The sequence below is a fragment of the Nonomuraea sp. NPDC001636 genome, from assembly GCF_040298265.1.
Classification (GTDB): domain Bacteria; phylum Actinomycetota; class Actinomycetes; order Streptosporangiales; family Streptosporangiaceae; genus Nonomuraea.
Genome location: NZ_JBEOZT010000014.1, coordinates 174,880 through 199,940, shown reverse-complemented (window position 1 = coordinate 199,940; position 25,061 = coordinate 174,880). Strand labels below are relative to the sequence as shown.

The 25,061-nt window shown below is 71.4% G+C and carries 21 protein-coding genes; 10 read left to right on the top strand and 11 right to left on the bottom strand.

Going from position 1 to position 25,061, the window contains the following annotated elements:
* The first annotated feature begins 110 nt into the window (after positions 1–110).
* Positions 111–1,127 (top strand): magnesium/cobalt transporter CorA, encoded by a 1,017-nt coding sequence (gene corA / locus ABT158_RS25980; protein ID WP_352357551.1) that lies wholly within the window; start codon positions 111–113, stop codon positions 1,125–1,127.
* Between the two features lie 63 nt (positions 1,128–1,190).
* Here corA and ABT158_RS25975 read toward each other — a convergent pair whose 3' ends face one another.
* Complete coding sequence (locus ABT158_RS25975; RefSeq protein WP_352357549.1) at positions 1,191–2,099, bottom strand: glycerophosphodiester phosphodiesterase family protein; 909 nt, start codon at positions 2,097–2,099, stop codon at positions 1,191–1,193.
* Between the two features lie 266 nt (positions 2,100–2,365).
* Between ABT158_RS25975 and ABT158_RS25970 the strand changes: the two genes are divergently transcribed.
* A complete protein-coding gene (locus ABT158_RS25970; RefSeq protein WP_352357547.1) occupies positions 2,366–2,941 on the top strand; it encodes a GNAT family N-acetyltransferase in 576 nt (191 codons plus the stop codon).
* Between the two features lie 96 nt (positions 2,942–3,037).
* On the opposite strand, the gene ABT158_RS25965 is transcribed toward ABT158_RS25970, so the two are convergent.
* The 3 genes from ABT158_RS25965 to fbaA all read right to left on the bottom strand — a co-directional run bounded on the left by ABT158_RS25965 (position 3,038) and on the right by fbaA (position 5,917).
* Positions 3,038–4,321, bottom strand: a complete 1,284-nt coding sequence (locus ABT158_RS25965) for an adenylosuccinate synthase (RefSeq protein ID WP_352357545.1) — start codon at positions 4,319–4,321, stop codon at positions 3,038–3,040.
* Positions 4,322–4,449: 128 nt separating this feature from the next.
* The gene (locus ABT158_RS25960) at positions 4,450–4,860 is read right to left on the bottom strand and encodes a DUF3151 domain-containing protein (RefSeq protein WP_352357543.1); all 411 of its coding nucleotides are present in this window, start codon (positions 4,858–4,860) and stop codon (positions 4,450–4,452) included.
* 34 nt (positions 4,861–4,894) lie between these two features.
* Complete coding sequence (fbaA, locus tag ABT158_RS25955; protein WP_352357541.1) at positions 4,895–5,917, bottom strand: class II fructose-bisphosphate aldolase; 1,023 nt, start codon at positions 5,915–5,917, stop codon at positions 4,895–4,897.
* Positions 5,918–6,043: 126 nt separating this feature from the next.
* Between fbaA and ABT158_RS25950 the strand changes: the two genes are divergently transcribed.
* Both ABT158_RS25950 and ABT158_RS25945 read left to right on the top strand, forming a co-directional pair.
* Complete coding sequence (locus tag ABT158_RS25950) at positions 6,044–6,754, top strand: DedA family protein (protein WP_352357539.1); 711 nt, start codon at positions 6,044–6,046, stop codon at positions 6,752–6,754.
* 102 nt (positions 6,755–6,856) lie between these two features.
* Positions 6,857–7,117: a hypothetical protein gene (locus tag ABT158_RS25945; RefSeq protein WP_352357537.1), complete on the top strand. Its 261-nt coding sequence runs from the start codon at positions 6,857–6,859 to the stop codon at positions 7,115–7,117.
* On the opposite strand, the gene pyrE is transcribed toward ABT158_RS25945, so the two are convergent.
* Positions 7,092–7,625 (bottom strand): orotate phosphoribosyltransferase, encoded by a 534-nt coding sequence (pyrE, locus tag ABT158_RS25940; protein WP_352357535.1) that lies wholly within the window; start codon positions 7,623–7,625, stop codon positions 7,092–7,094. The genes ABT158_RS25945 and pyrE overlap by 26 nt on opposite strands.
* 10 nt (positions 7,626–7,635) lie before the next feature.
* Positions 7,636–8,334 (bottom strand): hypothetical protein, encoded by a 699-nt coding sequence (locus ABT158_RS25935; RefSeq protein WP_352357533.1) that lies wholly within the window; start codon positions 8,332–8,334, stop codon positions 7,636–7,638.
* Between the two features lie 111 nt (positions 8,335–8,445).
* Here ABT158_RS25935 and ABT158_RS25930 point away from each other — a divergent pair, with 111 nt between their 5' ends.
* Together ABT158_RS25930 and ABT158_RS25925 are read left to right on the top strand one after the other, a co-directional pair.
* A complete protein-coding gene (locus ABT158_RS25930) occupies positions 8,446–10,782 on the top strand; it encodes a sigma-70 family RNA polymerase sigma factor (RefSeq protein ID WP_352357531.1) in 2,337 nt (778 codons plus the stop codon).
* 186 nt (positions 10,783–10,968) lie between these two features.
* On the top strand, positions 10,969–12,216 hold the full coding sequence (locus tag ABT158_RS25925; protein WP_352357529.1) for an NYN domain-containing protein: 1,248 nt from the start codon (positions 10,969–10,971) through the stop codon (positions 12,214–12,216).
* Positions 12,217–12,286: 70 nt separating this feature from the next.
* Here the strand turns inward: ABT158_RS25925 and ABT158_RS25920 are convergent, their stop codons facing one another.
* Entirely contained in the window at positions 12,287–12,916 is a 630-nt protein-coding gene (locus tag ABT158_RS25920; protein ID WP_352357527.1) for a response regulator, read from the bottom strand.
* A gap of 3 nt (positions 12,917–12,919) precedes the next feature.
* Entirely contained in the window at positions 12,920–17,113 is a 4,194-nt protein-coding gene (locus tag ABT158_RS25915; RefSeq protein WP_352357525.1) for a HAMP domain-containing protein, read from the bottom strand.
* Positions 17,114–17,575: 462 nt separating this feature from the next.
* Here ABT158_RS25915 and ABT158_RS25910 point away from each other — a divergent pair, with 462 nt between their 5' ends.
* Complete coding sequence (locus ABT158_RS25910) at positions 17,576–18,778, top strand: PP2C family protein-serine/threonine phosphatase (protein ID WP_352357523.1); 1,203 nt, start codon at positions 17,576–17,578, stop codon at positions 18,776–18,778.
* Positions 18,779–18,828: 50 nt separating this feature from the next.
* Here the strand turns inward: ABT158_RS25910 and ABT158_RS25905 are convergent, their stop codons facing one another.
* The 3 genes from ABT158_RS25905 to rho form a co-directional block, all read right to left on the bottom strand.
* Positions 18,829–20,595, bottom strand: a complete 1,767-nt coding sequence (locus ABT158_RS25905) for a S9 family peptidase (RefSeq protein WP_352357521.1) — start codon at positions 20,593–20,595, stop codon at positions 18,829–18,831.
* Between the two features lie 145 nt (positions 20,596–20,740).
* On the bottom strand, positions 20,741–21,751 hold the full coding sequence (locus ABT158_RS25900; RefSeq protein ID WP_352357519.1) for a putative RNA methyltransferase: 1,011 nt from the start codon (positions 21,749–21,751) through the stop codon (positions 20,741–20,743).
* 20 nt (positions 21,752–21,771) lie between these two features.
* Positions 21,772–22,884, bottom strand: a complete 1,113-nt coding sequence (gene rho / locus ABT158_RS25895) for a transcription termination factor Rho (protein ID WP_352357517.1) — start codon at positions 22,882–22,884, stop codon at positions 21,772–21,774.
* Positions 22,885–23,274: 390 nt separating this feature from the next.
* Between rho and ABT158_RS25890 the strand changes: the two genes are divergently transcribed.
* From ABT158_RS25890 to ABT158_RS25880, 3 genes are read left to right on the top strand one after another with little or no spacing between them, the layout of a single operon-like run.
* Entirely contained in the window at positions 23,275–23,415 is a 141-nt protein-coding gene (locus ABT158_RS25890; protein WP_352321299.1) for a hypothetical protein, read from the top strand.
* 10 nt (positions 23,416–23,425) lie between these two features.
* On the top strand, positions 23,426–24,163 hold the full coding sequence (locus ABT158_RS25885) for an MBL fold metallo-hydrolase (RefSeq protein ID WP_352357514.1): 738 nt from the start codon (positions 23,426–23,428) through the stop codon (positions 24,161–24,163).
* A gap of 24 nt (positions 24,164–24,187) precedes the next feature.
* Positions 24,188–25,054 carry a TolB family protein gene (locus tag ABT158_RS25880; RefSeq protein ID WP_352357512.1) on the top strand — a complete coding sequence of 289 codons (867 nt, stop codon included), beginning with the start codon at positions 24,188–24,190 and terminating at the stop codon, positions 25,052–25,054.
* The last annotated feature ends 7 nt before the right edge of the window (positions 25,055–25,061 follow it).

Genomic DNA, 25,061 nt, shown 5'->3' with positions numbered 1-25,061 from the left:
GGCGGAAAGGGACTGCCATGCGCTCGTCCACGCTTTTCCGTCGCATCAACCGTCACCCTGTTCAGCCGCACGCCGCACGCCCGCTCACCAAGCCGGTGCGTGAGGTCTGCGTGCCCCCTGTCGACTCCATCGTCGAATTCGGCGCCTACATCCAGGGCAAGAAGGTCTGCGCCCCGGGCATCGTCGAGTCCCTCGACCTCGTCCGCGAGCACAACAAGAACTCCGACGGCGCGAACGCGTTCGTCTGGGTCGGGCTGCACGAGCCCGAGGCGCCCGAGGTGGAGTGGTTGTCCGAGGTCTTCGGGCTGCACCCGCTGGCCGTCGAGGACGCGGTCAAGGCCCACCAGCGTCCCAAGGTCGAGCGCTACGGCGAGTCGCTGTTCATGGTGCTGAAGACGGTCGCCTACCTCGACCACGACGAGCTGACGGCCAACAGCGAGATCATCGCCACCGGCGAGATCATGGTGTTCCTCGGGGTCGACTTCGTGGTCACCGTGCGCCACGGCGAGCACTGCCCGCTCACCCTGGTCCGCGAGCGCCTTGAGGACAAGCCCAAGCTGATGAACCGCGGCCCGGCCGGCGTGCTGCACGCCATCGCCGACCACGTCGTCGACCAGTACCTCCAGGTGGCCGACCTGATGCAGCTGGAGCTGGAAGAGGTCGAGGCGACCGTCTTCGCCGACGTCAGCTCCCGCGACATCAACCGGATCTACCAGCTCAAGCGGGAGATGCTGGAGATGAAGCGGGCCGTGACCCCGCTGCAGTCGCCGCTGTCGGCGCTGCCGCAGCGCCGCGTCATCCCCTCGGAGATGCGCGAGTACTTCCGCGACGTCGGCGACCACCTGTCCCGCGTGTGCGAGCAGGTCGAGTCCTCCAACGAACTGTGCAGCTCGATCCTGCAGGCCGCCCTGGCCCGCTCGAACGCCCTGGCCAACGAGGACATGCGCAAGATCTCGTCGTGGGTCGCCATCCTGGCCGTGCCGACGATGATCGCCGGCATCTACGGCATGAACTTCGACTTCATGCCCGAGACCAAGCAGGTCTGGGGTTATCCGGCGGTGCTGGCCGTGATGATCACGGCCTGCGTGCTGCTGCACCGCGGCTTCCGCCGCAACGGCTGGCTCTGAACGACGCGTCCGAATGCTCGGCGGCCTGCGCGGCGCTCAGACGCTCGGGGGCTTCAGCGGTGCTCAGACGCTCACGGGCTTGAGCGGCCGGACGCCCTCCGGCAGATCGAGGCCGCGCTCGCGCCACAGCGCCCGCATGCGGTCGGGGTAGTCGGTCACGATCCCGGCCACGCCGAGGTCGATCATGCGTCCGGCCAGGGCCTGGTCGTTGACCGTCCAGACCGCCACGTCGAGGCCCGCCGCGGCCGCCTGGGCCATCAGCTTCTCGTCGACCATGACGTGTTCGGGCGAGAGCGTGGTGGCCCCGGCCTCGCGGGCGGCGGCCGGGATGTCGTCGCCCAGCCCGCCCTCGTGCCAGTGGAGCGTGTCGAGCTCGATCAGCGCGAACCGCCTGGCCGACGGCGCCAGCCGGGCCGCGTGCCTGATGACGCGCCAGTCGAAGCTGAGGACGGCGGCGTTGCCCAGCCTGCCGTGCCGGTCGAGCTCCTCGACCACCAGCTCGGTGAACATCTCCGGGTCGGCCGTCAGCTCCGGCCTGGTCGGGTCGGACTTCAGCTCGACGTGCAGCCGCACGTGCTCGGCCTCGTAGGCGTTGACCAGCCCGAGCACCGCGCCGAGCGTCGGCATCCTGGTCTCCGGCATGGCGACCTGGGTGAGCGCGAACGGGTCGTCGAGGTGGCGCGGCAGGCGTACGCCCACGTCGAGCGTGCGCAGCTGGGCGAGGCTGAGCGCGTTGATCGGCTTGCCGACGTACGGGAAGAGCGGATCGCCCTGCCGCAGCGGACGGCGGTCGGCACTGGTGACGGCCGAGACTGTGAGGTCGTGCGTGAGCACGAGGCGGCGATCGGCGGTGAGGGCGACGTCGAGCTCAAGCGCGTGAACGCCCAGCTCCATCGTGCGGCTCAGCCCTGGCAGGGTGTTCTCCGGCCACAGGCCCCGCGCTCCTCGGTGACCATGAATCTCAACGCGCACACCGGGGACACTACCCGGCGCGAGCCCCGCTGAGGCAGTGCCACGCCGTGTCCTTTTTATCCTGCTACGCCCGGTCGGAGGCGAAGGCGGCCAAGAGGACTCTCCGCCCCCTTATTGCGCGATAAATGCAACTACCTTGCAATAAGCTGGAGCTCATGACGGAGGTTCTCAAACATGCCCATTCAGCAACAGTCCGGGCATGGGTGGACGGCTGGGTGATCTCCCGCAACGCCCCGCGGCCCGTACCCGAACCGTGGGGCCTCAGAGTGGACGTCGGCCTTCCCGGCCACGTGGCGCGGCACGTCGTCCCCACCCCTACCGCGGAGATCCTGGACCATCTGACCGGCACCCTCATCGTCCCCGGCACCTGGCTCAAGCTCTGCGCCCCAGCCGAGGCGGTCGCCCCCTCCCTGCCCCCGCGGTGGTCCGTGCAGGAGCAGGAGTACATGATGACCACCGCGTCCCTGGCCCGGACCACCCCGAAGGCCCCCGCGGGGTACACCCTGGCGATCACCACCAGGGCGGGGGTGACCGTGGCCCGGCTGCTCACGGCCGCGGGCGAGGTCGCGGCGCGCGGCCAGTTCGCCGTCGCGGACCGGGCCGCCGTGATCGACCAGGTGGAGACGGCCGCCGAACACCGCCGGCGCGGCCTCGGCACGGTCGTCATGGCCGCGCTCGCCGCCGCCGCCGTCTCCCGGGGCGCCCGCACGGGCATCCTGGTCGCCACCGAGGCGGGCCAGGCCCTGTACGAGACCCTGGGCTGGACCCTGCACACCCCGATGACCGCCGCCGTCCTCACCGCCGAGGGCCCGGCGAAGGACGAGCCCGCCGTCCGGCCGTAGTCCGGCGGCATGCGGGGAGCCCGCCGTCCGGCCGTGGGCCCCTGACACGCGAGGGGCCCGGCGCGTTCTCGCGCCGGGCCCCTCGTCACGTGCCGGTCAGACCAGCGACCGCACCACCACGGTCTGGTCGCGGCCGGGGCCGACGCCGATCGCCGAGATGGGCGCCCCGCTCATCTCCTCCAGCGCCCGCACGTACGACTGCGCGTTCGGCGGCAGGTCGTCGAACGACTTGGCGTTGGAGATGTCCTCCTTCCAGCCCGGCAGCTCCTCGTAGACCGGGACCGCGTGGTGGAAGTCGGTCTGGGTCATCGGGATCTCGTCGAACCGCACGCCGTCGACCTCGTAGGCCACGCACACCGGGATGCGCTCCAGCCCCGACAGGATGTCGAGCTTGGTGAGGAAGTAGTCGGTGATCCCGTTGATCCGGGTCGCGTAGCGGGCGATCACCGCGTCGAACCAGCCGCAGCGACGGTCGCGGCCGGTGGTGACGCCGTACTCGCCGCCGGTCCTGCGCAGCCACTCGCCCGTCTCGTCGGTCAGCTCGGTCGGGAACGGCCCCGAGCCCACGCGGGTGGTGTACGCCTTCAGGATCCCGATGATCTTCGTGAGCCGGTTCGGCGGGATGCCCGCCCCGGCGCACGCGCCCCCGGACGTCGGCGAGGAGGAGGTGACGAACGGGTACGTGCCGTGGTCGATGTCCAGCAGCGTGCCCTGACCGCCCTCCAGCAGCACGAACTTGCCCTCGTCCAGCGCCTTGGAGAGCACCAGCGAGGTGTCGGCGATGTGCGGCTTGAGCCGTTCGGCGTAGGCCAGGTACTCCTCCAGCACGGCGGCCGGGTCGATGCCGCGCCGGTTGTAGACCTTGGTCAGCACCTGGTTCTTCTCGGTCAGGGCGACCTCGATCTTCTTGGCCAGGATGCCCGGGTCGAGCAGGTCCTGGACCCGCACGCCCATCCGGGCGATCTTGTCGCCGTACGCGGGGCCGATGCCGCGTCCGGTGGTGCCGATCTTGGCCTTGCCCAGATAGCGCTCGGTGACCTTGTCCAGCGCCTTGTGGTGCGGCATGATCAGGTGCGCGTTGGAGGAGATCAGCAGGCGTTCGGCGGAGATGCCCCGCGCGGCCAGCCCGTCGATCTCGCTCAGCAGCACCCCCGGGTCGATCACCACACCGTTGCCGATCACCGGCACGACGTCCGGCGACAGGATCCCCGTCGGCAGAAGATGCAGAGCGTATTTCTGGTCACCGATGACGACGGTGTGTCCCGCGTTGTTGCCACCCTGATAACGGACGACGTAGTCGACGTCGCCACCGAGCAGGTCGGTGGCCTTGCCCTTGCCCTCATCGCCCCACTGGGCCCCAACGAGAACGGCAGCCGGCATTGTTCAGTCTCCCGAGCACAAAACGAAACCCCTGGCGCAAGTGCGACAGGGGCTCTTGCGTAGAGAGACTACCCGAGTCTGCCCATTCGTCCCAAGGCGCGTGGGCCCAATGCGGGCCCAATGCGCTGCTAACTCCTGGTCAGCGCCTCATATCCGGTCTCGCTGCTGTCCTTGAGGAACTGCAGGCAGCGCTCGGCCTCGTCCTTCTCGCCGATGGACTGCGCCGCCCTGGACAGGGCGTGCAGGCAGCGCAGGAAGCCGCGGTTGGGCTCGTGCTCCCAAGGGATGGGGCCGTGGCCCTTCCAGCCGTTCCTGCGCAGCTGGTCGAGGCCGCGATGGTAGCCCGTGCGGGCGAAGGCGTAGGAGGTGACGGCATGGCCCTGCGCGAAGTACTCCTCCGCGAGCGCGGCCCAGGCCGCCGGGTGGGCGGGGAAGCGGGCGGCCACGTCGGCGGCCTTGGCCCCGGATTCCAGCGCCTCCCTGGCCTCGGGCAGGTCCGGCAGGTGAGTCGGGGGCGGCCCGGCGAGAAGGTTATCCATAGGACAAGTCATACCCGCCGTGCCGCCCAAGTGGCTAGGAGATCTTCGTCCCACTGCTCTTGAGGTTGTGGCAGGCCTCCGCCACGCGGGCCGCCATGCCGGTCTCGGCGCTCTTGCCGTAGGCGCGCGGGTCGTAGGCCTTCTTGTTGCCGACCTCGCCGTCGACCTTCAGCACGCCGTCGTAGTTGCGGAACATGTGGTCGGCGATCGGCCTGGTGAAGGCGTACTGGGTGTCGGTGTCGACGTTCATCTTCACCACGCCGTAGGAGATGGCCTCGTGGATCTCCTCCAGCAGCGAGCCGGAGCCGCCGTGGAAGACCAGGTCGAACGGCTTGTCCTTGCCGTACTTGGCGCCGACCGCGTCCTGGATCTCCTTCAGCACGCTCGGCCGCAGCTTCACGTGGCCCGGCTTGTAGACGCCGTGCACGTTGCCGAACGTGGCGGCCAGCATGTAGCGGCCCCGGTCGCCGACGCCGACGGCCTCGGCCGTGGCCAGCGCGTCCTCGGCGGTGGTGTAGAGCTTCTCGTTGATCTCGCCGACGACGCCGTCCTCCTCGCCGCCGACGACGCCGATCTCCATCTCCATGATGATCCGGGCGCGGGCGCACTTGTCCAGGAGCTCCTTGGCGATCTCCAGGTTCTCCTCCAGCGGCACGGCCGAGCCGTCCCACATGTGCGACTGGAAGAGCGGGTCGAGGCCCTTGGACACCCGCTCCAGCGAGATGTCGATCAGCGGCCGCATGTAGCCGTCGAGCTTGTCCTTCGGGCAGTGGTCGGTGTGCAGCGCCACCGTGACCGGGTACTTGGCGGCCACCACCCGCGCGTACTCGGCCAGCGCGGTCGCGCCCGTCACCATGTCCTTGACCGTCGTGCCGGAGAGGAACTCGGCGCCGCCGGTGGACACCTGCACGATGCCGTCGCTCTCGGCCTCGGCGAACCCGCGCAGCGCGGCGTTCAAGGTCTGAGAAGAGGTCACGTTGATCGCCGGATAGGCGAACCCGCCCGCCTTGGCACGGTCGAGCATCTCGGCGTAGACCTCTGGAGTCGCGATGGGCATGAGTCATCTCCCTGAGAAGTACGGCTTCGCGCCTGCCCAGTATCCCGGCTCCTCACCACAACTGGTAGTGACAACGCGTGCCGGATGGCCACATCCGATTCGCTCGGCTCCAGGTAGGCTCACGGGGTGGACTGGCTCTGGAATCTCCTCGACCCGACGTGGTGGCTCACCATCCTCGGCGCCTTCGCCACCATCGGCGTCCTGGCGATCATCTTCGCCGAGACGGGTCTGCTGCTCGGCTTCTTCCTGCCGGGCGACTCGCTGCTGGTGGCGGCGGGGATCTTCAGTTCCGCGTCGCTGGTCGTGGGCGAGCCGCCGCCGATCTCCTTCCCCGTCCTGGTGATCGGCACACCGTTGTGCGCCATCGCGGGCGCCCAGCTCGGCCACTTCCTGGGGGCCAGGTTCGGCAGGAAGATGTTCGACCGGCCCGACTCGCGGCTGTTCAAACGCGAACACGTGGCCCGCGCCGAGGAGTTCTTCCAGAAGTTCGGCCCGGCGCGGGCGGTCGTGCTGGCGCGGTTCGTGCCGATCGTCCGCACGTTCATGAACCCGGTGGCCGGCGTCCTGGAGATGCCCGCCAGGCGCTTCTTCGTGTGGAACGTCATCGGCGGCGTGGTCTGGGTCGAGGGCCTGGTGCTGCTCGGCTACTTCCTCGGCAGCAAGGTCGATCCCAAGCAGATCGACAAGTACATCCTGCCGGGCGTGTTCATCATCGTCTTCATCTCGCTGATCCCGATCATCATCGAGGTCGTCAAGAAGCGCCGCGAGCGCAAGCGGCTGCCGCTGCCCAACGGCAAGCACCACCGCGTGCCCTCCAGCACCGACCCCCAGCACTGACCCCCAGCACTGACACCAGCCAAGGGCCCCCGGCGCTTGACCAGGGCCCTTGAGTGACCACCGGGTACAGTGCCCCCCGTGGGACGCCACAGGTCAGATCCGATGGGAATCGCCCGATCCGCCCTCGTCGTCCTCGCGGTGGGGGCCGTGGTGACGCTGGCGGTCGTCGGCGTGCGCGCCCTGATCGGCTCGTCCGGCTCGTCCGGCGCGCAGCCGGAGCGGCCGGCCTCCACGGCAGGGTCAGCGGTCGCGCGGGCGAGCGAGGGCCGGGCGCCGACCGTGCGCATCGAGAACGGCAGCCCCCGCGCGCCCGGCGAGCAGGGCGCGAGGGAGGCCTTCACAGCCCGAGGTCCTGGAGGGTGAAGGCGGTGCGGTAGTCGAGCCCCTCCTCCGCCATCCGCGCGCCCGCGCCCCGGTCGACGATCGTGGCCACGGCCACCACCTCGGCGCCCGCCTCCCGCAGCGCCTCCACGGCGGTCAGCGGCGAGCCGCCGGTCGTCGAGGTGTCCTCCACGGCCAGCACCCGGCGGCCCTTCACCTCGGGCCCCTCGATCCGGCGCTGCATGCCGTGCGACTTCTGCGCCTTGCGCACCACGAACGCGTCGAGCGTGCGCCCGCGCGCCGCCGCCGCGTGCAGCATCGCGCAGGCCACCGGGTCGGCCCCCATCGTGAGCCCGCCGACGGCGTCGAAGTCGAGATCGTCCGTCAGGTCGAGCATCACCTTGCCGACGAGCGGCGCGGCCACCCCGTCGAGCGTGATCCGCCGCAGGTCGAGGTAGAAGTCGGCCTCCTTGCCCGAGGAGAGCGTGACCTTGCCGTGGACGACGGCCTTGCGCTTGATCTCGGCCAGCAGGTTGTCGCGGTCTGTCATGCGCCCAAGCTTAGGGTCCCAGGCTCAGCGTCCTGATGAGAGCCAGGGCCTGCGCGTGCGCGCGGGGGAGCCGGCGCACCCGGACGCGGGGGTGGCGGCCGTGCAGGATCTCCGTGGCGCGCAGGTCGGCGACCTTGCCGGCCAGCCGATCGTCCTCCCTGGTCACCGCGCCGACGCGGGTGGGCGCGAGCAGCGCCAGCGTCTCGTCGCCGGTGAACGCCTTGCGCAGCGCCGTGGCCAGGTTGAGCGCCGCCGCCAGCCGCTCGGCCAGTTCGGCGATCTGCCCGTACGGCTCGGCCACCACCAGCAGGTGCCCGCCCGCGACCGCCCCCCGGTAGAGCTCGCCCAGCCTGGTCCGCAGGTAGGCCACCGTGGCCAGGCCGGTCAGCGGGTCCTCGCACTGCAGGTCGTTCATGGGCGCGAAGCTCTGCTCGGCCCACCCGGCCGCGTACGCCCGCACCAGCGGGAACGTCGGCTCTCCTCGATCGGTGACGGCGAACAGCGCCGCCAGGTCGCCCAGCCCCTCGGTGATCCCCACCCCGGCTCCCGCCCGCGCCGCGCCCAGTTCCTCGCAGGCGCGCGGCAGGTCGCCGCCGTCCGTCACGGCCTTGATCGCGTACGCCACCGCCGGGGTCCACCAGTCGTCGGCCAGCGACCAGCCCTCCGTCATGCTCCGTCCGCGCCAGCGCGACAGCACGTCCTCGTCCATGCGTCCTCCCGTGGTCCTCAGAGGTAAAGACGGCGCTCCGGTTTAGTCATGACGGAGAATGCGGAATGATTGCGCGGGGCAACCCCCTGTAATCGTGAGGTCACAATGAGTGTGGAATCGCCGCGAAGCGATGCGGACCTGCTGAAGGAGGTCCGCGCCGGCGACGCGACCGCGTACGGACGGCTCTACGAGCGTCACGTGGCCGCGGCCCGCGCGCTGGCCAGGCAGCTCGTCAGGGGCGAGTCCGAGGTCGAGGACGTCGTGGCCGAGTCGTTCACGAAGATCCTCGACCTGGTGGGCAGGGGAGGCGGGCCCGAGTCGGGGTTCCGCACGTACCTGCTGACCGTCGTGCGCCGTACCGTCTACGACCGCGGCCGGGTCGAGAGCCGCCAGGTGACCACCGGCGAGATCGAGCGCTACGACGCGGGCGTGCCCTTCGTCGATCCCGCGCTGGTCGGCCTGGAGCGGTCGATGATCTCGCGCGCGTTCCTGTCGCTGCCCGAGCGGTGGCGGGCGGTGCTCTGGCACACCGAGGTGGAGAAGTGCAAGCCCGCCGAGGTCGCGCCGCTGCTCGGCCTGTCGGCCAACGGGGTGGCGGCGCTGGCCTACCGGGCGCGCGAGGGGCTGCGGCAGGCGTACCTGCAGATGCACCTGCGCGCGGCGCCGCAGCACGAGTGCCGTCCGGTGCTCGGCAAGATGGGCGCCTACGTCAGGGGCGGCCTGGCCAGGCGCGACTCGCGCGCGGTCGACGACCACGTCAACGACTGCGAGGAGTGCCACGGCGTCCTGCTCGAACTGACCGACGTCAACCGCGGCCTGCGCGTCATCGTCGGCCCGCTGATCGCCGGCCCGGTGTTCGGCGGCTACGCCGCGGCGCTGGCCAAGGCGGGCGCGGCCGGCGGCGGAGCGGGCTGGCTGCTGCGGCTGTTCGGCTGGTTGCGGCGGGCGCCCTCGCGGCAGCAGGTCGTGGCGGCGGGCAGTGTCGCGGTCGCGTCCGCGGCGGTGGCGGCGTTCGTGCTGGTGTCGGGGGAGTCGCCGGTGGCCGAGCGGCCGGTGGCCACGCCGACGCCGGTGGCCCAGTCCCCGGTGTCGGTGCGGCCGGTGCCGCTGCCCGTGGCGAGCGAGTCGCCGGCGCGCGTCCCGCCGCCGCGGAGGGAGCCGCGGGGCAGGGCGCGGCTGCGGGCCACGATCGGCGCGCTCGGCGCCCTCGTCCGCGCCCAGCCCGGCATCGTCGGCATGCGCCTGCGCAACGACGGCGACGGCCCGAGCGGCGAGCTGGCCGCGACCGTCGAGCTGCCGCCCGGCGTGACCCTCCTGCCGCCGGCCAGGCGCGGCCACGGCGTGGCGCTGCTCGAACCCGTGGGCACGGTCGACGGCTGGTCCTGCCGGCAGGCCGGGCAGGGCGCGCGGTGCGCCAGGCAGCCGCTGGCCGCCGGGCAGGGCACGGCGGTGTTCCTGCGCGTGCTGGTGTCGGAGCTGGCTCCGGAGGGCGCCGGGCCCGCCGTGCGCGTCGACGCCGACGACCTTCACGTCAACGCGCGGGCGGCGCAGGGCGTGCGCACGGTGGGGGCGTCGGCCAGGTTCGCCACCGAGGGCAGGGTGGCCGTCCGGGCGATCGGCAACACGCTGCTGAGCTGTCCCGAGGAGCACGACGGCTGTCCCGAGGCCAGGCGCCGCCAGGGCGACCAGCGCGACAACGACCTGTGGCCGATGACCCCCCTCGACCAGGACGCCAGCCCGGCCACCAGCGCCTCCAGCGCGGCCCGGCTCACTCTGCCCAAGGACAGCCGGGTCGTGTGGGCCGGCCTCTACTGGTCGGCGAGCGGCGCGGCGGCGGGGCCCGTCAAGGTCAGGGCGCCGGGCCGGCGCACGTACGTGTCGGTCCGTCCCGACCACGTCACGGCCCTCGACATGCCGCTGGGCCCGGCCTACCAGGCGTTCGCCGACGTCACGGCGCTGGCCGGGCAGGCGCGGCAGGGCGGCCTGTGGTGGGCGGCCGACGCGCCGATGGCGGAGGGGGCCTCCAGCCACGCCGGGTGGAGCCTGGTGGTGGTCGTGACCGGGCCGCGGCAGCCGTACAGCCAGGCCGTGGTGCTCGACACGGCGACCGTGATCGGCGGCGCGGACAGGAAGGTGCGCATGCCGCTCGGCGGCCTGGGCCCGGCCGCCGCGCCGGCCAGGGCCGAGCTGGTGACCTGGGAGGGCGACGCCGATCTTCAGGGCGACAAGGTCTCGCTCGGCACCGGCGCGATCGTCCCGGAGGGCGGCGACCGCGAGCGCGGCAACGTCTTCGACGGCTCCGCCAACGGCGCCAGTGGCATGACCTTCGGCGTCGACGTCGACACGGTCGAGGCCGAGCTGGGCCGCGATCCGGCGCTGACGATCGTGACCGACAAGGACGTCGTGCTCTTCGGAGCGGCCGCGCTGACCGTCAGGGCACGCTCATGACCGCAAACAGGACGAACTGGTACGGTCTGCCTAAATGGTCTGGCTGCACGGCGGCCCGCGGTCGAATCGTCGGGATTCACCCTCGCGCGATCACCTGCTTTCATTACCCTGAAAGAGGGCCGCCGAGTCCGGTCTCTGACGGTGCAGAGCCAGCAAGGTCGGACCACCAGGAAAGGGGCGGTGTCAGTGGATCGCTGTGCGCTGTTCGTGGACGCCGGCTATCTGCTGGCAGACGGAGCGATGGCCGTGCACGGCACTCGCCATCGAGAGGCCGTCGCCTGGGACTATCCCGGGCTCCTCCAGCTGATGACCAACCTGTCGCGCGAACGCACGGGCCTGCCGCTGCTGCGGTGCTACTGGTACGAGGCGACCGTCGAGGGCCGCCGCACCCCGGAGCACGACGCGCTGGCCGACATCCCGGGCCTCAAGCTCAGGCTGTCGCGCATCCGGCCGGGCCGCCGCGAAGGCGTCGACGCCCAGGTCCATCGCGACCTCATGACCCTCGCCCGCAACAACGCCATCTGCGACGCCGTCGTCGTCAGCGGCGACGAAGACCTCGCCCAGGTGGTGTGCGACGCCCAGGACCTCGGCATCAGGGTCACCGTCATCCACATCGCCGCCGACGGCGGGTGGGCCGTGTCCCGGTCGCTGCGGCAGGAGTGCGACGACCTGGTCGAGCTGGGCAACGCCCACCTGCGGCCCTACGTCACGATGGTGAGCGGCGTCACTGAGTCCTCCAACGGCCACCACCAGCCGCTCAGCAACGGGCACGCCGCCCCCTCGCTGCCGCCCGCGACCCCGGCGACCCCGGCGACCCCGACGGCCTCGCTGCCGCCGGCGTCGTCCTCGGGCAGCCACGCGGCCGGGCAGCACTCCGGGAGCCACGCGGCCCCCTCCTCCGGCGCCTCGTCCGCCAACGGGCAGGCGTCCTCGGGCGGGCGGTCGGCCACGCCGCCGGTGCTGCCCTCGTACTCGGGGTACCAGGAGCAGCCGCCGTCGATCCCGCCGTCCGTGCCGCCGGCCGCGCCGGCGACCGGGCCGCTGCAGCAGCCGCAGTCCGCCTCGCCCAGCACCGGGCAGTTCGCCACGCCGTCCTCGGGGGGCGCCTACCAGCCGGCGCAGCTCGGGCCGTACACCGGGCCGCAGGCCGCGCCCGTCTCCCCGCCGCCCGCCGCCACCGCCGGGGCCACCACGCTGGCCGACGCCGTGAAGGCCGCCCATCGCGAAGGGCACGACTTCGGCGAGTCCGTGGCCCGCGACGCGCCCGCGCTGTGGCTGGAGGCGGTGCTGGCCCGCAAGCCGCGCATGCCCTCCGACCTGGAGGCCCGCCTCCTGCAGGGCTCGTCGCTGCCGATCGACTTCCTCCTGCACGACGAGGTCCGCCACGCCCTGCGCCGCGGCTTCTGGGACGCCCTCGAACGCGCCCGCCACTGACCCTCTCCCGCACGGCAAGCCAGACGCCCGGGCGCCATGAGCGGCGACCCGGGCGTCGGACGGGACGAGATCAGGACAGCGCGTCGAAGCCGGCGCGCAGGTGGGCGACCCGATCGCCCAGGTCGGCCAGCGGCACGGAAAGCGCCGGATCCTGCGACTTGCGGGCCAGCTCCCGCACCCGGGCCAGCTCGTCCTCCACCGCCGTCAGCCGCCGGGACAACTCCGGCAGGACCGACGCGTGGTCACCCGCTCCGGGCGGCAGCTCGCCGGTCACCCGCTCGCGCAGCAACGACGCCTGCTCGGCCAGGCGCTTGTTCATGTTGTAGAGCTCGGTGAACACCGACACCTTCGCCCGCAGCACCCAGGGGTCGAACGGCTTGGTGAGATAGTCGACCGCCCCCGCCGCGTATCCGCGGAAGGCGTAGTCGGGGGCGCTGTCGACCACGGTCAGGAAGATGATCGGGATGTTCCTGGTCCGCTCCCGCCGCTTGATGTGGGCGGCCGTCTCGAAGCCGTCCATGCCCGGCATCCGGACGTCGAGCAGGATCAGCGCGAACTCGGTGTTGAGCAGCGCCTTGAGCGCCTCCTCGCCGGACCTGGCGCGTACGGGCACCAGGTCGAGCGAGCTGAGGATCGCCTCCAGGGCGATCAGGTTCTCCTCGCGGTCGTCGACCAGGAGAATCTTTGCACGGTCCGGCATCGATCACGACCCTTCAGCGGTTGAGGGCGACGAGTCGGTCGTGGCTCCCCGCCCACGGCTGAGCCAGCCGCGCAGCCGTTCGAGCAGGCGATCGACGTCGACCGGCTTGGGCACGTAGTCGGACGCGCCCGAGGCGATGCTCTTCTCGCGATCACCACGCATGACCTTAGCGGTCAGCGCGATGATCGGCAGGTCGGCGAACTGGGGCATGCGCCGGATGGCCGAGGTCGTGGCCCAGCCGTCCATCTCCGGCATCATGATGTCCATCAGCACGAGCGCGACGTCTTCGTTCCGTTCGAGCTGCTCGATCCCCTCGCGGCCGTTCTCGGCGTAGACGACCGTCGATCCGTGTCGTTCCAGCACGCTGGTGAGGGCGAACACGTTGCGGATGTCGTCGTCGACGATGAGGATCTTGGCGCCGTTGAGCGGGTCGTCGCCCTGCCACTGGACGGGCGTCTCCACCGGCGGCTCGACCAGCTCGGGCATCGGCATGTCGAGCGGCGGCGGCGGCTCGGGCAGGGTCGCGGCGGCGGCCTGCTCCTCGGCGGGCGAGGTCATGAGCTGCCGGCGCGGGGCCGTGCTGCCGTCGGTGGCGGCCAGCGGGCCGGTGTAGGAGGCCGGCAGGTAGAGGGTGAACGTGCTGCCCTTGCCCAGCTCGCTCTCGACGTGGATCTCGCCGCCGAGCAGCCGGGCGATGTCGCGGCAGATGGCCAGGCCGAGGCCGGTGCCGCCGTACTTGCGGCTGGTGGTGCCGTCGGCCTGCCGGAACGCCTCGAAGATGACCTCGCGCTTGTCGGGCGCGATGCCGATGCCGGTGTCGATCACCTGGAAGGCCAGCAGGTCGGTGGCGTCGTGGAGGGTGTCGTCGTCGAAGTCGACCCCTCGGGGCGCCGCCGCGACCCGCAGCTTGACCTCGCCCTTCGGGGTGAACTTCACCGCGTTGGACAGCAGGTTGCGCAGCACCTGCTGCAGGCGCTGCTCGTCGGCCCGCAGCTCGCTCGGCACGTCGGAGGCCACCTCGACGCCGAAGGACAACCCCTTGTCCTGGGCCAGCGGCGCGAAGGCCGCCTCCAGCAGGTCGACCATCTTGGGCAGCGACACCTGGATCGGATGGATGTCCATCCGGCCCGCCTCGACCTTCGACAGGTCGAGCATGTCGTTGATGAGCTGCAGCAGCGCCGAGCCCGCGCTGTGGATCGTGCGGGCGAACTCGACCTGCTGGGACGTCAGGTTGCCCTCGGCGTTCTCGGTCAGCAGCTTGGCCAGCACCAGCAGGCTGTTGAGCGGCGTGCGCAGCTCGTGGGACATGTTCGCGAGGAACTCGGACTTGTACCGCGAGGAGACCGCGAGCTGCTCGGCGCGCTCCTCCAGGGTGCGGCGGGCCTGCTCGATCTGGAAGTTCTGGATCTCGATCGCGCGGTTCTGCTTGGCCAGCAGCGCCGCCTTGTCCTCCAGCTCGGCGTTGGACCTGCGCAGCTCCTCCTGCTGCCGCTGGAGCTCGTCGGAGCGCTCCTGCAGCTCGCGGGTGAGCCGCTGGGACTCGGTCAGCAGGTCTTCGGTGCGGGAGTTGGCGATGATCGTGTTCATCGTGACGCCGATGGTCTCGACGAGCTGCGTCAGGAAGTCGAGGTGCACCTCGCCGAACGGGGTGAAGGAGGCCAGCTCCAGCACGCCGAGCACGCGGTTCTCGAACAGGATCGGCAGCACGACGATCTGCGCGGGCGTGGACTGGCTGAGCCCGCTGTCGATGGTGATGAACTGCGGCGGCACGTCGTCGAGGATGATGTGCCTGCCCTCGGCCGCCGCCTGGCCGACGATGCCCTCGCCGATCGCGAAGCGCCGGCGCGGCCCCCGGTCGGGACGCACGCCGTAGCCGCCGATCAGCGTCAGCTCGTGGTCGCCCTCGGGGTCGATGCCGTAGAAGGCGCCGTAGCGGGCCGAGACCAGCGGGGTCAGCTCGCTCATCGTCAGCTTGGCCACCTCGAACAGGTCGCGGTGGCCCTGCATGAGCCGGGAGATGCGGGCCAGGTTGGACTTGAGCCAGTCCTGTTCCTGGTTGGCCTGGGTGGTCTCGCGGAGGTTGGCCACCATCGAGTTGATGTTGTCCTTCAGCTCCGCCAGCTCGCCCTGCGCCTCGACGGCGATCGACCGGGTCAGGTCGCCCCGGGCCACGGCGCTGGTGACGGTCGCGATGGCGCGCACCTGCGTGGTCAGGTTGCCGGCCAGCTCGTTGACGCTCTCGGTGAGCCGCTTCCAGGTGCCCTCGACGCCCTCGACCCGGGCCTGGCCGCCGAGCTGGCCCTCCGAGCCCACCTCGCGGGCCACGCGGGTGACCTCGGAGGCGAAGGAGGACAGCTGGTCGACCATCCGGTTGATGGTGGTCTTCAGCGCCAGGATCTCGCCCTGGGCGTCGACGTCGATCTTGCGGGTGAGGTCGCCGTTGGCCACGGCCGTGGTGACCTCGGCGATGTTGCGCACCTGATAGGTCAGGTTGTTCGCCATGAAGTTGACGTTGTCGGTGAGGTCCTTCCACACGCCCGACACGCCCTGCACCCGCGCCTGGCCGCCGAGCTGCCCCTGCGTGCCCACCTCGCGGGCCACGCGGGTGACCTCGTCGGCGAAGGACGACAGCTGGTCGACCATCGTGTTGAGGGTGTCCTTGAGCTGCAGGATCTCGCCCTGCGCGTCAACGGTGATCTTCTTCGACAGGTTGCCCTGCGCCACCGCGGACGAGACGGCCGCGATCTGGCGCACCTGCGAGGTGAGGTTGTTGGCCATCGAGTTGACGTTGTCGGTGAGGTCCTTCCAGACCCCGGACACGCCGCGCACCTGCGCCTGCCCGCCGAGCTGGCCTTCCGTGCCCACCTCGCGGGCCACGCGGGTGACCTCGGAGGCGAACGAGGACAGCTGCTCGACCATCGTGTTCATGGTCGACTTGAGTTCGAGGATCTCGCCCTGGGCGTCGACGTCGATCTTGCGGGTGAGGTCGCCGTTGGCCACGGCCGTGGTCACCTGGGCGATGTTGCGCACCTGGTAGGTCAGGTTGTTGGCCATCGAGTTGACGTTGTCGGTGAGGTCCTTCCAGACGCCCGACACGCCCTTCACCTCGGCGCGCCCGCCGAGCTTGCCCTCGGTGCCGACCTCGCGGGCCACGCGGGTGACCTCGTCGGCGAAGGACGACAGCTGGTCGACCATCGTGTTGAGGGTGTCCTTGAGCTGCAGGATCTCGCCCTCGGCGTCAACCGTGATCTTCTTCGACAGGTTGCCCTGGGCGACCGCCGTCGCGACGGTGGCGATCGAGCGCACCTGCGAGGTCAGGTTGTTGGCCATGAAGTTGACGTTGTCGGTGAGGTCCTTCCAGACGCCCGACACGCCGGTGACCTGCGCCTGGCCGCCCAGCTGGCCTTCGGTGCCGACCTCGCGGGCCACGCGGGTGACCTCCTCGGCGAAGCCCGAGAGCTGGTCGACCATCGTGTTGACGGTGTTCTTCAGCTCGAACATCTCGCCCACGGCGTCGACCGTGACCTTGCGGCTCAGGTCGCCCTTGGCGACCGCCGTGGTGACCACGGCGATGTCGCGGACCTGCGCGGCCACGCGCGAGGACATCGTGTTGACGGCCTCGGTGAGGTCGCGCCAGCTTCCCGACATGCCCCGCAGGTTGGCGCTGCCGCCCAGCCGGCCCTCGGTCCCCGCCTCGCGGGCGACCCTGGTGACCTCGGAGTTGAACAGGGCGAGCTGGTCGACCATGCCGTTGATGGCCTTGCCCAGGCGGCGCACCTCGCCGCGGGCCGACCGGTCGAGGTCGATGCGCCGCGACAGGTCGCCCTTGGCCACCGCGTCGATCACGTCGGCCGCGCCGCTGACCGGGCTCACCAGGGCGTCGATCAGCATGTTGACCGACTCGACGCTCTCGGACCACGCCCCGACGCCCGGGCCGGGCGTCAGCCGCTCGCCGAAGCGCCCTTCCTTGACGACTTCTTTGCGAACTCTCGCCAGCTCGTTCGCGAGGTGTTCGCGGCGGTCGGCCACTTCGTTCAGCAGCAGGCGCACTTCGCTGAGGATGCCGGGAGGAGCGTGCGGGACCCGACGCCGGAAATCGCCGTCACGCCAGGAGAAGAGTGTCTCCAGCACGGGAACGAGATCCGATTCTGTATAGGTCCGCTCCTCCGGGCTCGATGCGGCCTTGGCCGTGGTCATGGGGCCTCCTTCACTCGCGACGGGTCCCGGCGAGTGATTCAAGTCTGTCACGATGAGTAGCTCGTAGTCCTGCCCTTGGATTTACCCCAAGTCAGTGAGAAGTGTGGTAGGCACGATGGGATGACTGCTTCTCCCCACGCGGTCCTGGCCGCGACCTTCGCGCCTGGCGATACCGCTGTGACGGCTGCGATGAGGTTCACGCGCGAGGTGATGACCGCGTGGGCCACCGTCAGCGTGCTCCATACCGCCGAGCAGGTGGCCGGTGATCTGGCGGAGCAGGTCTCTGACGAGCCGTTTGAGGTGATTTGGAAGCATTACGGGGACGCAGTCCAGGTCGAACTGCGGCAGCGGATCACCGCGCACGGTGACCCGAAAGCTCCTTCCGTGAACGTGGAGGAGTGGGGAGTCACCTTCGCGGGCGATTCCCGTGTCCATTGGGCAAGGCTCACGCTACCCGGCTCCGTGGACCAGGTGGCCGCCGAATGGGCGGAGGAGAGCGCTCGGGGCCCCCACTGGCTCGGCTTCCTGGCCGACGCCAGCGACCTGCTGGCCGGCACCCTCGACCCCGACATGGTCCCGGCGATCATCGCCCAGATCGTCGTGCCGCGCCTGGCGAGCTGGTGCGCGGTCTACACCGCCGGCAACTCGGGCGGCCCGCTGCGGCTGGTCTACCTCTGGCACGCCGACGAGGCCCGCATCGACGGCCTGCGCGAGCAGCTCACGGACATGGACGTCGGCGCGGCCGACACCAGGGCCACGTCCGTCATCCACCTGAACGACTCCCAGGTGCTGGCCGTGCCGCTCACCGCGCGCGGCCGCGGGCTCGGCATGATGTGCCTGGGCCGGTCCGACCGCTTCCCCGACGAGGTCATCCAGTTCGCCGACGACATCGGCAGGCGCGCCGCGCTGGCCATGGACAACGCCCGGCTCTACGCCCAGCAGGCCGCGGCCAACCGGGCGCTGCAGCGCAGCCTCCTGCCGCCCAACGAGCCGGAGGTGCCCGGCCTCGACTACGGCGTCATCTACGAGCCCGCCGGCGAGGCCAACGAGGTCGGCGGCGACTTCTACGACCTGTTCAAGGCGGGCGACGACTCCTGGCGCTTCGCCATCGGCGACGTCTGCGGCACCGGCCCCGAGGCCGCCGCGGTGACCGGCCTGGCCCGTCACACGCTGCGCCTGCTGGCCCGCGAGGGCTACGGCGTCGCCGCGGTGCTCGGCCGGCTCAACCAGGCGATCCTGGAGGAGGGCGAGCGCGCCAGGTTCCTCACGCTGCTCCACGGCGACATCACGCCCGTGGAGTCCGGCCTGGAGGTGCGGCTGGTGTCCGCCGGCCATCCCGAGGCGCTGCGGCTCAGGCCGAGCGGCAAGGTGGAGGCGGTGACCACGCCGCAGTCGCTGCTCGGCGTCTTCCACGAGGTCGTGTTCGAGGCCGACACCATCCATCTCGACCACGGCGACGTGCTGCTGGCGGTGACCGACGGCGTGACCGAGCGGCGCTCGGGCGGCCGGCTGCTCGACGACGACGGCGGTCTGGCCAAGCTGCTGGCCGAGTGCGCCGGCCTGTCGGCCAGGGCGGTGGCCGAGCGCATCCGCAGGGGCGCGGCGGAGTTCGCCGCCGAGCCGAGCGCCGACGACCTCGCCATCGTGGTCCTGCGCGCGCGCTGACCCGCGCGGGAGCGCCCCCGCAGGAGCGCTCCCACGACGTGCGCGAGAGGTCAGCCGGCGTGCACGTGCTTGCGGGCGAACTCCAGTTGCAGGGCCGTCTGCGCGATGCGTTCGGCGACCACGAGCGAGCCGCGGATGGCGCCGTAGGTGTACAGCTCGTGCTCGCGGCCGTGCTCGGCGAGCTTGGCCACGTACTTCTCGATCTGGCGCAGCGGGCAGCGGGTGTCGTTCTCGCCGGCGAGGATCAGCAGCGGGCTCTTGATCTGGTCCACGTACGTGATCGGCGAGCAGAACGCGTACCGCTCGGGCTGCTCGTCGGGCGAGCCGCCGAGCAGGGCGCGCTGGTAGGCGCGCAGGCTCTCTGCCTCGTCCTCGTAGCAGGTCTGGTGGCAGGCGATGGGCACCGCGGCGATGCCCGCGGCCCACAGGCCCGGCTGGACGCCGAGGCCGAGCAGCGAGAGGTAACCGCCCCAGGCGGTGCCGGCCAGGATCAGCCGGGCGGGGTCGATCGTGCCCCGGTCCACCAGCGCCTGGCGGACGGCGGCGATGTCGGCCAGCTCGATGTGCCCGACGTCGCCGTGCAGCGCGTCCCGCCAGGCCGAGCCGTAGCCGGTCGAGCCGCGGTAGTTGACGCGGACGACGGCGAAGCCCGCGTCGACCCAGGCCGCGACCTCGGGGGAGAAGGCGTCGCGGTCGTGGTCGGTCGGGCCGCCGTGCATGAGGAAGACCGCAGGGTAGGGCGCCGCGCCGGTCTCGGGCTTGGACACCAGGGCGTGGATGCGCCCGCCGGGCCCTTCGACGTCGAGGTCCTCGACGGGGACGCTCGGCGGCGCCGACGGGCCGGCCGCGTGCAGCACGACCTGGCCGTTGCTCGACCGGATGACCGGCGGGCGCGAGCCGCTGGACCAGGAGTACTCGATGTGGCCGCCGGGCCGCGGCGCGGCCTCGTCGATCACGCCGTGCGGGGTGTCGATGAGCGTCAGGACGCCGCCCGCCAGGTCGTAGCGGTGCAAATAGCTGCGGGCGCGGTGGTCGCGCACGATCAGCAGGCCGCGGCCGTCGTCGAACCATTCGGCGGCCAGGTCGCCGGGGTCCTTCAGCCAGATCTCGCGCTGCTCGTCGGTGACCGGGTCCCAGACCAGGGGCTCGTGGCGCTGGCGGCGCTCGTGCAGGGTCAGCAGGCGGCGGTCGCCGAGCACCGGGGCGAAGCGGAGGCCGTGCACGCCCTTGTCGGGGCCGTCGTAGAGCTCGCCGACGGTCTCGCCGTGCTGGTCGACGACGCGCAGCGCCGGACGCCGGAAGTCGCCGTACTCGCCGTGGTTGATGGCGATGAGGGAGCCGTCGAGGGACATGTCGGTCACCCAGGCGGCCTCGGCGTGCTCGTACAGCAGCTCGGCCGGCGCGCCGGGGCGTACCAGGTGGATCCGGAACGTGCCCTCGCTGGCCAGGCTGATGGCGGCCAGGCCGGTGGCCGACAACGCGATGCCGCCCGGCTGGCCCGGCGGCAGGCCGGGCGCGGCCGGCTCGCTCGGACCGCCGGTGAACGGCTGGCGCCACCAGGTGCCGAACTCGTCGCCGTCGGTGTCGGCGAACCAGTAGATCCACTGTCCCGCCGGGTCGATCGCCGCGTGCGCGGTGCCCTTGGGCCGGTCGGTGACCTGGCGCACGGCGCCCGTCGCCCGGTCCCAGGCGTAGACCTCCCACGTCCCGGTGGCGTTGGAGCGGTAGATGGAGCGGTTCGGGGCCTGGCGGGCCCAGGCCGGCAACGTCATGCGCGACGCGCGGAACCTGGCCTGCCAGCGTTCCTCCGCCTTCATCCGGCGCGCCCCCTCCCATCGATGGCCCACGCCCTCTGGGTGCGGGATGCCGTCCAGTATTGCGCCTGAGTCGGGGAAATACTCGGGGAATGTGGGGGAATTTCGGACTAAATGCCCCATCAGTAACACCAGTCGCAGATGCCCGTCAAGGAACAGGTCTTGAACGGGGCTCAGGCTCGAAGATAGACAGATGAAACGCGGCTCTGACCGTAACTTTATTCTGGCCATTCTTGGCATGCCGGCTGAAATAACCGGATATGCGGGCGGCCAGCTCGGCGGAATCAGTGTGCCACGCGCTCGGGCCCATTCCCACGACCTGCACCAGCTCGTCCGGTCCGAGCTCCATGTCGAACTCGATCGTGCGCCGCCCGGCCCGGGCGAACCCCTGCATGCTGCGGGCGACCCGGCGATCCTTCTCCTCGTCCACCGAGAGCAGCCCCAGCTCCTCGACCAGCGGGCTCAGGTGCGCCGCCGCGGGGGTCGCGACAATGGCCGCCCCTCCAGGGCGCAGGATCCGCCGGAACTCGGGCCCGTTCCTGGGCGCGAACACATCGATCACCACATCGGCCACCCCATGCCGGATCGGGAGCGGCCGCCACACGTCCGCCACGAACGCCCCCAGCCTCGGATGCGCCCGCGCCGCCCGCCGTACGGCGTGCTTGGAGACGTCGAACGCCATCCCGATGCCATCGTCCACCGCATTGAGCACGGCCGCCAGATAGTGCCCGGTGCCCGTGCCGGCGTCGACGATCAGCGGTGCGACCCTGCCCGCCGCGCCGAGACCTTCGACGGTCACCGGCCCACCCTGCGGACCGGCCTCCACTCCCGCCCCACCGTACGCTTCCGGCCCGGTTTCGTCATTCGATTCAGTAGAAGATTCACGTTTTTCTCCGGCCGCCACCCGTACGCGTACGGTTTCCGCAAGCGCCTGCGCCAGCGGGGCGTAGTGACCGGCCGCCAGGAACTCGGCCCGCGCGGCCACCATCGCGGGGCTGTCGGCGGTGCCGGGCGGGCGTGACCCGGTGAGCAGGCTGACGTACCCCTGCTTGGCCACGTCGAAGGAGTGCCCACGCGCGCACCGCAGTGCGCCCTCGGCGAGCTCCACGTCCGCGTGGCAGACGGGGCAGATCAGGTGTTCGACGATGTCGGCCAGCATGCGCCCATTCTCCAGCGGCCTCACGCCGCCGCGCGCAGCGCCTCCAGCAGGAACGCGGCGTTGGACGGCGTCGCGCGCAGCTTGCCGACGAGCGTCTCCAGGGCCTGCTGCCGGTCCAGCCCGGCCAGCGTGCGGCGCAGCCGCCAGATCACCTGCCGCTCCTGCGGGTGCAGCAGCATCTCCTCGCGCCTGGTGCCGGAGGCCTCCAGGTCGACCGCCGGGAACAGACGTCGCTCGGCCAGGTCGCGGGCGAGGTGAAGCTCCATGTTGCCGGTGCCCTTGAACTCCTCGTACAGGCTGTTGTCCATGCGGGAGCCGGTGTCCACGAGGGCGCTGGCGAGGATGGTCAGCGAGCCGCCGCCCTCGACGTTGCGCGCCGCGCCGAAGAAGCGCTTGGGCGGGTAGAGGGCGCGGGCGTCGATGCCGCCGGTGAGCACCCGGCCGCCGCCGGGCGCGAGGTTGTTGTAGGCCCGGCCGAGCCGGGTCAGCGAGTCGAGCAGCAGCACGACGTCGCGGCCGCCCTCCACCAGACGCTTGGCGCGTTCGAGTGCCAGCTCGGCGACGGCGGCGTGGTCGCGGTCGGGGTGGTCGAAGGTGGAGGCGAAGATCTCCCCCTGGACGGAGGCCCGCATCTCGGTCACCTCCTCGGGCCGCTCGCCCACGAGCACGACCATGAGGTGCACCTCGGGATGGTTGCGGGTGACCGCGGCGGCCAGCGCCTGCAGCACCATCGTCTTGCCGGCCTTGGGCGGCGCCACGATGAGACCGCGCTGTCCCTTGCCGATGGGCGCGACCAGGTCGATGACCCGGGTGCTGAGCGACCCGGTCTCGATGACCAGCCGCTCGTCCGGGTGGACGGGCGTCAGCTCCTCGAACCGCGGCCGGTCCCGCCACTCGGTCAGGCCGTTGACGGACTGGACGCCGGCCAGCTTGTTCCCGGCCACGGTGGCCACGACGCGGTCGCCGCGCCGCAGCCCGAGCTGCCTGACCCGGTCGGCGGGCACGCGGACGTCGCCCGGCCCGGGAAGGTGTTCCGCGCGGATGAAGGCGGACTTCTCCTGCACGTCGAGGAGGCCGCTCACCTGCCCTGCGGGCGTTTCCGCGCGCTGTTGCGGAATGGTGTGAACAGACATGATGAGCCCCTTTGGGGGAGATGCGCCGACCAGAGATCGGCGAGTTCGATGAAGAAGCCGGGCCCGGAGAAAACCTGGGCGGGGCTGGAGCAGAACCAGCGGAGCGGAAGCTCAACGCTTGTGGGGAAGATACCACACGTTCCGCCCCATCAAACGCCTAGCCCTCTTGGACTATTCCCGGACGGTTCTGGTGTGTTCTGCCGCGTGTCCCGGCCCGTACGCGTGACAATGTTCTTCATCGCACCCGGCCGTGCGGAAGACCCCCGGCCGGCGGTGCGGCGAAGACGCACAACCCCCATCAGCGCAGCGGCACCGTGTCAAGTGACATGCAGGACCCCTGCAACTCGGCGGGGGTTCCATGGACACATCCGAGCTCCTTGGGGGAACGCCATGAACACCGTCCACTGCCCTCAGTGCCAGCACACGCTCGACGAGGGCCCGATCATGTACCGGTGCGCCCACTGCTGCCGCGCCGTCTACGCCGCCGACCTGGAGAACGAGTACGTTCCGCGGCAGCCCGTCGCCGCCTAACCTAGGCGGGATGAAGCACAGCCCCATCACCGTCTCCGGCGTCGAGGTGACGCCGCTCTGCGACGCGGTGGGCCCGATGGGCCCCGCGATCCGCCTCCCGCTCGCCGAGATGTTCCCCGGATCCGGCCCGGCGGACGATCCGTGGGTCCTGCACTTCCACTGCTACCTGCTGCGTGACGGCGCAGGCCGCCTCACCCTCGTCGACACCGGCATCGGCGGGGAGGACTCCCCGGCGGCCGGCTGGGCGCCCGTGCCCGGCGTCCTGACGGACGAGCTGGCGGCGGTGGGCGTCGCGCCCGCCGACATCGGCACCGTCGTCCTCACTCACCTGCACAGCGACCACGCGAGCGGCGCGGTCGCAGGCGGCCGGCCGGTGTTCGAGAACGCCCGCCACGTGCTCCAGCGGGCCGAGGTCGACGCGGCCTCCGGAGCCATGTCCGACCTGCTGACCCCGCTCAAGGACCAGCTCCACGTCGTCGAGGGGCAGGCCGAGATCGCGCCGGGCATCCACGTCCAGCACACGCCCGGCCACACCCCCGGCCACCAGATCGCCAGGGTCGGCGACTTGGCCATCACCGGCGACCTCGTGCTCCACCCGGTGCAACTGGCCGACCCGGGCATCCACTACGCCTACGACGACGACCAGGAGACGGCCGCGCGCACGCGCATCGACGTCCTGGCGGCGCTGCGGGCCGAGCGGGCGACGATCGCCACCGCGCACTTCAGCGAGCCTTTCATGCGTCTTTGATCCGTTACGGCACCATTGGCTGTCATGAAGATTCGTGTTGTGGCCGGGGTCGCCCTCGGCGCCGCGCTGCTGGCCCCCGCCCCGGCGTCGGCGGCCACCGCGCCCGAGCTCTCGGGCGCCGCCGTCTACGCCGACGACGGCCACCGGCTCGCCCGCTACGAAGGCGGGGAGTGGAGCACCATCGCCAAGATCGGCGCGCTGCCGCAGTTCGCCGTCTCGCCGGACGGCAGGAAGGCCGCCTGGGTGACCGACGGCGGCGACCTCCAGGTCAAGGACGGCGCCAAGACCGTCACCGCGGCCACCAAGCTCCAGGGCGGCACGCCGTGCCTGACCCCCGTCTGGTCGCCCGACTCGACGCAGGTCGCCTACGTCGGCAAGGGCGAGACCGTCATGGCGGTCAAGGCCGACGGCACCGGCAGGCGCAGGCTCGGCACGTCCAAGGGCGTGTGCCATCTGGCGTGGGCGGCGGGCGGCCGTTACCTCGCGGGCTACACCGGCGAGGCCGACGCCGTCTACCGGCTCGACGTCAAGACCGGGAAGGCCGCCAGGGGCAAGGGCGTCAAGCTCGTCACCCACGTGCAGAGCCTGTCGCCGAACGGCCGCAACGCGGTCGTCGCGGTCCCCGCCGATCCCGCCGCGCTCGGCGACGGGAGCTGGCCGGCGGCCTTCAAGCCGGCCGTGGTCGACCTGGTGACCGGCCGGCAGCTCACCCCGGCCGTCAAGGGCCGGCTGATCGGCGCGTTCTACCTGGCCGACGGGCGGCTGGTGGTCCGCGTGGCGGGCGGCGCGCACAACACCCTGGTGGTGCTGGACGCGGCGGGCAAGGAGAGCCAGCGGATCGAGGAGCCGGCCAGGGCCAGGACCCAGGCGCTGCTGCAGGTGCTGCCGTAACGTTGGC

Excerpts from the sequence above, each read along its gene's own strand:
- ABT158_RS25965 (WP_352357545.1), bottom strand. The coding sequence starts at position 4,321 with ATGCCGGCTGCCGTTCTCGTTGGGGCCCAGTGGGGCGATGAGGGCAAG.
- ABT158_RS25960 (WP_352357543.1), bottom strand. The coding sequence starts at position 4,860 with ATGGATAACCTTCTCGCCGGGCCGCCCCCGACTCACCTGCCGGACCTG.
- fbaA (WP_352357541.1), bottom strand. The coding sequence starts at position 5,917 with ATGCCCATCGCGACTCCAGAGGTCTACGCCGAGATGCTCGACCGTGCC.
- ABT158_RS25945 (WP_352357537.1), top strand. The coding sequence starts at position 6,857 with ATGGGAATCGCCCGATCCGCCCTCGTCGTCCTCGCGGTGGGGGCCGTG.
- pyrE (WP_352357535.1), bottom strand. The coding sequence starts at position 7,625 with ATGACAGACCGCGACAACCTGCTGGCCGAGATCAAGCGCAAGGCCGTC.
- ABT158_RS25935 (WP_352357533.1), bottom strand. The coding sequence starts at position 8,334 with ATGGACGAGGACGTGCTGTCGCGCTGGCGCGGACGGAGCATGACGGAG.
- ABT158_RS25920 (WP_352357527.1), bottom strand. The coding sequence starts at position 12,916 with ATGCCGGACCGTGCAAAGATTCTCCTGGTCGACGACCGCGAGGAGAAC.
- ABT158_RS25915 (WP_352357525.1), bottom strand. The coding sequence starts at position 17,113 with ATGACCACGGCCAAGGCCGCATCGAGCCCGGAGGAGCGGACCTATACA.
- ABT158_RS25905 (WP_352357521.1), bottom strand. The coding sequence starts at position 20,595 with ATGAAGGCGGAGGAACGCTGGCAGGCCAGGTTCCGCGCGTCGCGCATG.
- ABT158_RS25900 (WP_352357519.1), bottom strand. The coding sequence starts at position 21,751 with ATGCTGGCCGACATCGTCGAACACCTGATCTGCCCCGTCTGCCACGCG.
- rho (WP_352357517.1), bottom strand. The coding sequence starts at position 22,884 with ATGTCTGTTCACACCATTCCGCAACAGCGCGCGGAAACGCCCGCAGGG.
- ABT158_RS25890 (WP_352321299.1), top strand. The coding sequence starts at position 23,275 with ATGAACACCGTCCACTGCCCTCAGTGCCAGCACACGCTCGACGAGGGC.
- ABT158_RS25885 (WP_352357514.1), top strand. The coding sequence starts at position 23,426 with ATGAAGCACAGCCCCATCACCGTCTCCGGCGTCGAGGTGACGCCGCTC.
- ABT158_RS25880 (WP_352357512.1), top strand. The coding sequence starts at position 24,188 with ATGAAGATTCGTGTTGTGGCCGGGGTCGCCCTCGGCGCCGCGCTGCTG.